This is a genomic window from Sphingomonas sp. SAFR-052 (genome assembly GCF_051965015.1).
Classification (GTDB): domain Bacteria; phylum Pseudomonadota; class Alphaproteobacteria; order Sphingomonadales; family Sphingomonadaceae; genus Sphingomonas.
The window spans coordinates 19,360-27,941 of the sequence record NZ_JBQCMO010000018.1 but is presented as its reverse complement, the minus strand read 5'-3'; the positions used below and the strand labels follow the sequence as shown (position 1 = coordinate 27,941).

Annotated in this window: 9 protein-coding genes; 6 read left to right on the top strand and 3 right to left on the bottom strand. The window is 63.9% G+C overall.

From position 1 onward, the window contains the following. Nucleotides 1-108 precede the first annotated feature (108 nt). The 6 genes from ACTHQV_RS18670 (at nt 109) to arsH (ending at nt 5,868) form a co-directional block, all read left to right on the top strand. Nucleotides 109-1,188, top strand: a complete 1,080-nt coding sequence (locus ACTHQV_RS18670) for a hypothetical protein (RefSeq protein WP_440492236.1) — start codon at nt 109-111, stop codon at nt 1,186-1,188. Nucleotides 1,189-1,701: 513 nt separating this feature from the next. Beyond that, a complete protein-coding gene (locus ACTHQV_RS18665; protein WP_440492235.1) occupies nt 1,702-2,565 on the top strand; it encodes a hypothetical protein in 864 nt (287 codons plus the stop codon). Nucleotides 2,566-3,016: 451 nt separating this feature from the next. After that, the gene (locus tag ACTHQV_RS18660; protein ID WP_191864688.1) at nt 3,017-3,349 is read left to right on the top strand and encodes a metalloregulator ArsR/SmtB family transcription factor; all 333 of its coding nucleotides are present in this window, start codon (nt 3,017-3,019) and stop codon (nt 3,347-3,349) included. A gap of 11 nt (nt 3,350-3,360) precedes the next feature. Continuing rightward, the gene (gene arsC, locus ACTHQV_RS18655) at nt 3,361-3,789 is read left to right on the top strand and encodes an arsenate reductase (glutaredoxin) (protein WP_066693076.1); all 429 of its coding nucleotides are present in this window, start codon (nt 3,361-3,363) and stop codon (nt 3,787-3,789) included. Further along, nucleotides 3,789-5,075 (top strand): arsenic transporter, encoded by a 1,287-nt coding sequence (locus ACTHQV_RS18650; protein WP_440492234.1) that lies wholly within the window; start codon nt 3,789-3,791, stop codon nt 5,073-5,075. The genes arsC and ACTHQV_RS18650 overlap by 1 nt, the downstream gene beginning before the upstream one ends. Nucleotides 5,076-5,115: 40 nt before the next feature. Next, entirely contained in the window at nt 5,116-5,868 is a 753-nt protein-coding gene (gene arsH, locus ACTHQV_RS18645) for an arsenical resistance protein ArsH (protein WP_440492233.1), read from the top strand. A gap of 117 nt (nt 5,869-5,985) precedes the next feature. Here arsH and ACTHQV_RS18640 read toward each other — a convergent pair whose 3' ends face one another. The 3 genes from ACTHQV_RS18640 to ACTHQV_RS18630 are packed head-to-tail and all read right to left on the bottom strand — an operon-like array spanning nt 5,986 to nt 8,532. After that, entirely contained in the window at nt 5,986-6,216 is a 231-nt protein-coding gene (locus ACTHQV_RS18640) for a hypothetical protein (protein WP_440492232.1), read from the bottom strand. After that, the gene (locus tag ACTHQV_RS18635) at nt 6,216-6,887 is read right to left on the bottom strand and encodes an MBL fold metallo-hydrolase (protein WP_440492237.1); all 672 of its coding nucleotides are present in this window, start codon (nt 6,885-6,887) and stop codon (nt 6,216-6,218) included. Before ACTHQV_RS18635 ends, ACTHQV_RS18640 begins: the two co-directional genes overlap by 1 nt. Continuing rightward, the gene (locus tag ACTHQV_RS18630) at nt 6,790-8,532 is read right to left on the bottom strand and encodes an MFS transporter (protein WP_440492231.1); all 1,743 of its coding nucleotides are present in this window, start codon (nt 8,530-8,532) and stop codon (nt 6,790-6,792) included. The genes ACTHQV_RS18635 and ACTHQV_RS18630 overlap by 98 nt, the downstream gene beginning before the upstream one ends. Between the last annotated feature and the right edge of the window lie 50 nt (nt 8,533-8,582).

Below are 8,582 nucleotides of genomic sequence, written 5' to 3'. Positions count from 1 at the left end.
TTCTTCGAAGGCATTCGTTGTCCCTTCCTTGGTCCAGACTGTCATAGTCGATGGACCACTCAGAAGGGGGCAGCTCATAGCCCTGAGCGCAATCTAGAGGACCACGGGATGCTGGACGGTCTGCTTGGTGATGTGGCCGATCTCTGCCGGGACGATGAGCGGCTTTGCCTGCTGCCCATTTCGCGTGTGCTGGTTGACGATGCGGACTGGCTCTCGGAACGGATCGCGGTCTTTCCGCCCGAAGCGATTTCTTCGAATAAGCTGCGGGTGGTGGAATGGCCCGCCCGCCGCCTAGCCGACATCATGCGTCTGAAGGGCGACGGCGCCCTTGCCTTGTCCGGAGACGCACTGGACTGGGCGAAGAGCTCAGCGACCAACATCGACTTGCCCGACTTCTTCGGAAGCGCGCTTCTTGCCTTCCCGGTCCGCATCGACTGGTCCAGGCTGCTCACGCCCGGGAGTCATGAAGCGCATCTTGAGATGCTGCGCACCCAGATGGAAGGCTGCGAGCGCATACTCGACCTGGTGCGGTTCGAGCAGAGCGATTTGTGGACGCCTCAGAAGCTGCCGGGCCGGGTCGGGCTCCTCCAGAATACGCCCTACTGCGCCGGCCTCTTCTACTCGCGCGCGGATCACGAGAGCTATCTGATCGCCGGCGAGATCGTCACGCATCAGCTGATCGTCGGGTTGGGCACAGACTTGTCTGGGGTGTTCATCGCGCCGATCCCCACCGGGGAGCTCGGGTCCCTCGCGACATATGCGCTGCGCCTCTACACGGACGCTCTCGAAGCGCAGAGCGAGACCAGCCGCTTTGTTCAGCTGATGTCCCTCATCGAATTTCTCGCCGATCCGAACGGGTTCACCAGGATGCAGGACGCGCGCAAGGCAATCGGGCGACAGATCGCCCGCGACCGGGCGGACTATGAGGCGATCCAGCTCGACTTTCACTATCTCGCGACCGAGCCAGGGCCGGTCGACCAACCGAAGCGCGGGCTGCGTCACAACATCGTGCACCTCGGCAAGCGTCTCGAAGACCTGACGATCGCCAACGAGCGTAATGCGCTTTTTAGGCGTTTAGCCCGCTATGTCGGCGTGCCGATCTCACACATGATTGAGCATGGCGACAAGGACTGGAGCTTCATCGTGGCGCTGCGCGAAAAGGCGAAGGGCAGACTGGGGTTGGTCTGATGACTGCGCCGGTCCGATCGTGACCAGATTAACTGAGCTGGCGCTTCTAAAGACGCCGATGGACCACTGTTACTGCAGCGTCTTGAATAACCGAACAGCAGCCGACGATTCGCTGATGACAAGGCGCAGCGGGTTTCCGCCTCCTCACTGTCAGGCAGCCTTGGCAAACGACTCCTTTTTGTTCTCGGGGGTCCGGATGGGCGTACACGCGGCTTCGACCTCGGCATGGGTGGAGAGGCGTCGACCCAGAGGCGGACGTTATAGCGCTCTTGCTTGCGTCCCCCTTTCGGCGGTTCGTTCAGCTTAGGCGCGCAGCCGGCTCCGACGTGCCAGCGCTTTTCATCCAACTCTATCCCGGCTCACCGCCTCTGCTTAAGATGCCTCACGCGACAAGGAGGTGGGATGGCGATCAGATCAAGGAACAGGCTGGCGGTCCCCTATAAAAGTGAGGCTTTCCCGCCGGGCTCGACTCCCAACGGGAACGGCAGCCTGTCAGTCTCTTGGGACCGAGTCGTGTGGGCAGCCCTGACGATTGGACGGCCTCCAACGCATCACGTCTTTCGGCACGGCACGAGCTCTTTCTATGAGGCGATCTTCCGCATCTCACTGGTGCGCATGGCGCTTGATCAATCAGGCCCTTTCGCGAGCCGCTTGCGCCGTTCCGCAACCTTCAAGGCGCTGGATCCGACCGAAAAGGGCGCGATTAGCTATTTTCTCGGCATGACCTTCTGTAAGGTTTTCTCCAGCAGATTGCTTCGAACGCCTTGGCTACTTCATCTCGACGCCTTCCGGGCGATGGCAACCCTTCCCCCTACTGGTAGATCGCGGCCCGATTTGATCGGACAACAGACCGGAACGGGCAACTGGATTTCCTTTGAAACAAAGGGTCGGGCGAGCAAGCCAACGTTCGATGATCTCAGCAAAGCCAAGACTCAGGCTCGGCGTGTCCTATCGGTTAATGGAACAGCCTGCACCTTGCACATCGGAACGTTTGCCTACTTTCTGAACGATGTTCTTAATTTCCACTGGGTCGACCCACCCACGGAGGCCAAGCGACCAATCACTCTTCCGGATCCAGGAGGTCTCTGGAGCTACTACTATGGTCCGACAAAGGCATTGTGGGAAGCTCGAGCCGATAAGAGCTCAAAGAGAGATGGTGGGTTGATTGTGTCGCTTCCAGAGTTCGACGTCACGCTCAAAATCCATCCACTACTTGCTCCTTTCTTCTTAGTGTCAGCGTGGGAAGGCGCCCAGCGCGAGCTATTGACCGCGAGTGAAGAGCTTGAGGCGGACGGCTTTCAAGATGACGGGATTAAAGTCGAGTGTGGACCAACCTGGCTCGATAGGTTCGGAAGCGATCTCGTCGATCTTGAGTGAGCGACGACAATGGCAGGTTAGACAATCGATTCAAAATACTCCGCGTCGTAGGTATCTACGCCACGAGATGATCTTTCGCGCTTTGCTCTGCCCAATCACAATTTTCAGAGAGCGCCATTGATTTTTTCTTTGATGGAATGAAACAATGATTTTTGGCAGATCCTCGTCACCGGCACTGAGACGGTAATTAGGCGAGCGCGTCCGAAGCCGACTGACGAAACCGTCTTCACGATGGGGCAGACCCACATCCGGTCATCTGGGGCCTATTTTCATCTCCCCAACTTCGGTCGTTCGTTCATCGTCTCGAAAGATAGGTCTGCCGTCCCGCGTCTTGTTTGGGATTGCCCGCACCCGCCGACCGGCTGACCCGGGGCTTTCGGGAGACGGATGGCTGCAAAGCGAACTATGATGTTCCTCTGGTCAACGCAGTTATATCCACTATGCTAGATGTATGGATAATGATTCTGCCATCGTCGCCCTTGCCGCGCTCGCTCAAAGCACTCGCCTAGACGTGTTCCGGCTCCTGGTCCGGCACGAACCGGACGGCATGGCGGCGGGCGAGATCGCCCGTCAGCTCGACGTGCCGCAGAACACCATGTCGGCGCATCTCGGCATCCTCGCGCGCGCCGGCATCGTCCGATCCGTGCGGCACAGCCGGTCCATCATCTACCGCGCCGACCTCGATAGCCTGCGGGCGCTGACACTGTTCCTGGTCAAGGACTGCTGCGCCGGCTCACCCGAGCTGTGCGCGCCCCTCATCGCCGAACTCTCCCCCTGCTGCTGAAAGGACGCGCCATGGCCGTCGACGTCGTGATTTACCACAACCCCGCCTGCGGCACGTCGCGCAACACGCTGGCGATGATCCGCAACGCCGGCATCGAGCCGCACGTCGTGGAGTATCTGAAGACCCCGCCTTCCCGTGCCCTGCTAGTCGAGCTGATCGATCGCGCCGGCATCACGCCCCGCGATCTGCTGCGCGAGAAGGGCACGCCCTATGCCGAGCTCGGCCTTGGCGACGCCTCGCTGACCGACGACGCCCTGGTTGACGCCATGATGGCGCACCCGGTCCTGATCAACCGGCCGCTGGTCGTCTCGCCGCTCGGCGTGAAGCTCTGCCGCCCGTCGGAGGCCGTCCTCGACCTGCTGCCCGAGCCGCAGCGGGGTGCGTTCGCCAAGGAGGATGGCGAACAGGTGGTGGACGCCTCAGGACAGCGCGTCGCCTGATGCTCCTTGCCCTCGCCATTTTCGTCGTCACGATTGCGCTGGTCATCTGGCAGCCCCGAGGCCTCGGCATCGGGTGGAGCGCGCTGGGCGGCGCGGCCGTGGCGCTGCTAGCCGGAGTGGTCTCGCTCTCGGATGTGCCGGTGGTGTGGGGCATCGTCTGGAACGCGACTGCGACGTTCGTCGCGATCATCATCGTCAGCCTGCTGCTGGACGAGGCCGGCTTCTTCGAATGGGCGGCGCTGCACGTCGCCCGATGGGGCGGCGGGCACGGTCGACGCTTGTTCGTCCTGATCGTCCTTCTCGGTGCAGCCGTGTCGGCGCTGTTCGCCAACGACGGTGCCGCGCTGATCCTGACCCCGATCGTCATCGCGATGCTGCGAGCACTTGGCTATCGTGATAGAGCGACGCTGGCGTTCGTCATGGCGGCGGGCTTCGTGGCCGACACGGCCAGCCTGCCGCTGATCGTGTCCAACCTGGTCAACATCGTGTCGGCCGACTTCTTCCGCATCGGCTTCGCCGACTATGCCTCCGTGATGGTACCGGTGGACCTCGCGTCGATCGCCGCGACGCTGGTCGTGCTGCTGCTGTTCTTCCGCCGCGACGTGCCGATCGGCTATGACGTCGCTGCGCTGCGCATCCCGGCCGACGCACTCCGGGATCCCGCCACGTTCAAGGCGGGCTGGGTCGTTCTTGCCGCCCTCCTGGCCGGCTTTTTCCTGCTCGAACCCATCGGCGTTCCAGTCAGCGCCGTTGCCGCTGCCGGTGCGATCCTGCTACTCGCCATCGCCGGGCGTGGCCATGTTATCGAGACCCGCAAGGTCCTGCGTGGCGCACCGTGGCAGGTCGTGATCTTCTCGCTCGGCATGTACCTGGTCGTCTACGGCCTGCGGAACGCCGGCCTGACTGACCATCTCGCCGGTCTCTTCGACCGCACAGCCCAGGGCGGCGTCTGGGGTGCGGCGTTCGGCACCGGCATCATCGCCGCGCTGCTGTCGTCGGTGATGAACAACATGCCGACGGTCCTGGTCGGCGCTCTGTCGATCGACGCGACCCACGCCACGGGTGCGGTCCGCGAAGCGATGATCTACGCCAACGTGATCGGCTGCGACCTCGGCCCCAAGATTACACCGATCGGGTCGCTCGCTACCCTCCTATGGCTGCACGTCCTTGGCCAGAAGGGCACCCGTATCGGTTGGGGCTATTATTTCCGCGTCGGCGCGACGCTGACCGTCCCCGTGCTGCTGGTCACGCTCGCCGCACTGGCGATCCGGATCAACGCCGAATGAGCTGCGGAAACCCTCTAAAACCCAACGGAAACCCCTCCTGATGCCCCTCCGCACCCTTACCGACCCAGACCACCTGCCGGCGCTCGATCACCGCTACGCGATCGGCAGGCCTGCCGTGGGGCTGGGCGCGGGCGACCCGCCCCTGCGGTTCCTGCTGCTCTACGGATCCTTGCGCGAGCGGTCCTACTCCCGGCTGTGCATCGAGGAGGCGGCACGCCTGCTGCGCTTCTTCGGCGCCGAGACGCGCATCTTCGACCCATCTACCCTGCCGTTGCCGGATCAGGTGGCCGGCGACGACCATCCCGCCGTCCACGAGCTGCGCGAGCTGTCGATGTGGTCGGAGGGACAGGTGTGGTGCAGTCCGGAGCGGCACGGTCAGATCACCGGCATCATGAAGCTGCAGGTCGACCACCTGCCGTTGTCGATGGGCGGGATGCGACCGACACAGGGCCGCACCCTCGCCGTCATGCAGGTGTCGGCCGGATCACAATCGTTCAACAGCGTGAACACCCTGCGCATCCTCGGCCGCTGGATGCGGATGGTGACGATCCCGAACCAGTCGAGCGTCGCCAAGGCGTTTGAGGAGTTCGACGATGCCGGTCGCATGAAGCCGTCCAGCTACTATGACCGCATCGTCGACGTGATGGAGGAGCTGGTCCGCTTCACGATCCTGTTGAGACCGCACGCTGCCCGGCTTGTCGACCGATACTCAGAACGGAAAGACGCTGGCGTTCCGATCGACGCGGCAACTGACTTATCAAGCATCGCGACGGTACCGCAGAAAGTTATCTGACTGAATGGCCCCCCCGGCTCGGCGGTCGCAAACCTTGCGGCTGCTCGTGGGCATCGACGTGAGCCCGGCTCGTTGGCAGCCAGGACCCAAAACCGGTCAGTCGCGGGCAACGATCGACTATCCGAAAGCCGACGTTCGTTCATCATGGCGGCAATCCTGCTCGATCTCGCTGGAGATACGGTGGATCAGTCTTTCCGCCAGGGACGCACGGACTGCCGCACCTTGCTCGATGCGCCGCCACGTGTTGTAGCTGATGCCGAAACGGGGTTGCAGTGCCTCGTCGGTTCGACCGGGGCATCGATCGCGCATGTAGCGCACGATCTCGGGTGGCAGCGGGACCATCGCCATCACTGCACCGGCGTCGACGGACCGCTGCCCTTCGCCTTCACGATCGCCTCGTCGATATCGGCGCTCAGGCAGTTGCGCCACTCCGCGTCGTAGCGCACCACGCCTTCGCGTCCGACGACATAGGGGTTGGGATCGTTCGGCCCGCGCCTGGCCAGCGCGGCGATGCGGGTCAGGCCGTCGTCGCCGACCGTGTGGTTCGACAGCACGACATCGGCCTGCATCCGGTCGGTATGGTCGGCGAAGTGGTTGAGCGCCCGGCGGAACTGCATCAGCGACGCGACGTCGCGCGGCGATCCCTGCCCACCGAACAGCGACGCCATGTGCGGCACGCCGCGATCGGTGACCGGGAACAGCAGCGATACCGTGCCCGGCGTATGTCCCGGCGTCAGCAGCGCGGTCAGCGTGCGGTCGCCCAGCGTGATCGCCTGCCCGTCCTCGATATAGAAATCGTCCGGCCCCTTGACCGGCAGGACGCCACGAAACGGCGTGGCGGTCCAGTCGGCACGGCTCATCCCGATCCGCGCGCCGGACAGTTGCTTGAGATAGGCCGCGCCGCCGAAATGATCGAAGTGATTATGGGTAATCACGATGATGCGGATGCGCTTGGGATCGAGCTTCAGCGCGCGCAGGTTGGCGACGATCACGTCGCGCGCGTCCGCCTCGCTCGACAGCGCGTCGAGCAGGACGATACCGTCGTCGGTGTCGATCGCCCAGATGTTGTTCTCGGCGGTGCCGATCGAATAGACGCGGTCGAACACCTCCATCGGGCGGGGCGCGGGTGCCTTGAGTGGTCGCCGCTCGCGCACCGCCTGGCACCGGTAATAGAGCGTCACCGGCCAGTCGCGCGCGCCTGCCTCCGCCGCCATGTCGGCATAGGCCCGCGCGCCCGGCGCGGTATAGCCGCCGATGCGGCGCATTTCCTCGACACTGCGGATTTCGGGGCGTCCGCCGTTGGGCGAGGACGGTGCCTGCGCGACGGCAGGCGCGACCACCGCGGCGGCGAGCAGCAGCGATATCGGCGTTCGCATGGCAATTTCCTTGACGCCGGGGATCATGCTGCCAGCACCGGCTTGCGTGCGGCCTGCCGACCGTCAACAGCGCCAGCGGCAGCAGCGCCAGCACATGGCTGTCGGTCGCGTCGTGGATATAGCCATAGACGTTGACCATCAGCCCCCCGCCGATCAGGTTCGACGTGGCGTTAATCGCCGCGATCCCCGCCGCCGCCGTTCCCGCCGACAGCCAGCTCGACGCCATGCTCCAGAACGGCCCCTTGAAGCAGTAGGCCCCGGTCAGCACGAAGGTCAGCAGCAGCACCGTCGGCGCCAGCCCGGTCAGCGCGAAGGTGCCGAGCACCCCGGCGGCGATCAGCAGCAGCGGCAGCGCGGTATGCCAGCGCCGTTCGCCGGTCTTGTCCGAATGGCGGCCCCAGAAGATCATCGCCACCACCGCGACACCATAGGGGATCGAATTGACCAGCCCGGTCTGGAAATCGGTGAGGCCGTAGGATTTGATGAGCTGCGGCTGCCACACGCCCAGCACGCTGCCCGCCGCCGACGCGCCGCAACACGCCAGCACCATCGCCCAGAACGCGGGCGTCGTCAGCAATCGCCACGGCGAACCGTCGACCATCGAGCGATCGCCCGCCTTCGGCGCAATTTCGGCGGCAAGCCACGCCTTCTCCTCCGCATCGAGCCAGCGCGCCTCGGCCGGGCGGTTGGTCAGGACGACCAGACAGGCGATGCCGCACAGCACGGTCGGCACCCCTTCGCAGATGAATAGCCACTGCCACCCGCGCAGGCCGCCAACCCCGTCCATCGACAGCAACACCCCACCGAGCGGCGATCCGATGAAGCTGGAGAGCGGAATGGCGACCGCGAACAGTGCCAGCGCACGGCCACGGTAGCGCGCGGGCATCCAGTAGGTGAGATACAGCACGACGCCGGGAAAGAACCCGGCCTCCGCCGCGCCCAGCAGGAAGCGCATGACATAGAAGGACGGTGCGTCCCACACGAACGCCATCGCCGCCGACACCGCACCCCAGGTAATCATGATCCGCGCGATCCAGATGCGCGCGCCAACCTTTTGCAGCATCAGGTTGCTCGGCACCTCCATCAGGAAATAGGCGACGAAGAACAGGCTGGCACCGAAGCCGAACACTCGGCTGCTCAGCCCCAGGTCTTCGTTCATCTGCAAAGAGGCCATGCCGATATTGGCGCGGTCGATGAAGGCCAGCAAATAGCAGAGCATCAGGAACGGTAGCAGCCGCCACGTCACCTTGCGCATGGTGCGGGTTTCGATCGGATCGGGTCCGGTCATCTCACTCTCCATCTGGCGGCGGCATCGTCTCTTGCGGACGATGTCCCCCG

Bases quoted from the DNA above. Each gene is read 5' to 3' on its own strand.
- ACTHQV_RS18670 (WP_440492236.1), top strand. From the start codon at position 109: ATGCTGGACGGTCTGCTTGGTGATGTGGCCGATCTCTGCCGGGACGAT.
- ACTHQV_RS18660 (WP_191864688.1), top strand. From the start codon at position 3,017: ATGGATAATGATTCTGCCATCGTCGCCCTTGCCGCGCTCGCTCAAAGC.
- arsC (WP_066693076.1), top strand. From the start codon at position 3,361: ATGGCCGTCGACGTCGTGATTTACCACAACCCCGCCTGCGGCACGTCG.
- ACTHQV_RS18650 (WP_440492234.1), top strand. From the start codon at position 3,789: ATGCTCCTTGCCCTCGCCATTTTCGTCGTCACGATTGCGCTGGTCATC.
- arsH (WP_440492233.1), top strand. From the start codon at position 5,116: ATGCCCCTCCGCACCCTTACCGACCCAGACCACCTGCCGGCGCTCGAT.
- ACTHQV_RS18640 (WP_440492232.1), bottom strand. From the start codon at position 6,216: ATGGCGATGGTCCCGCTGCCACCCGAGATCGTGCGCTACATGCGCGAT.
- ACTHQV_RS18630 (WP_440492231.1), bottom strand. From the start codon at position 8,532: ATGACCGGACCCGATCCGATCGAAACCCGCACCATGCGCAAGGTGACG.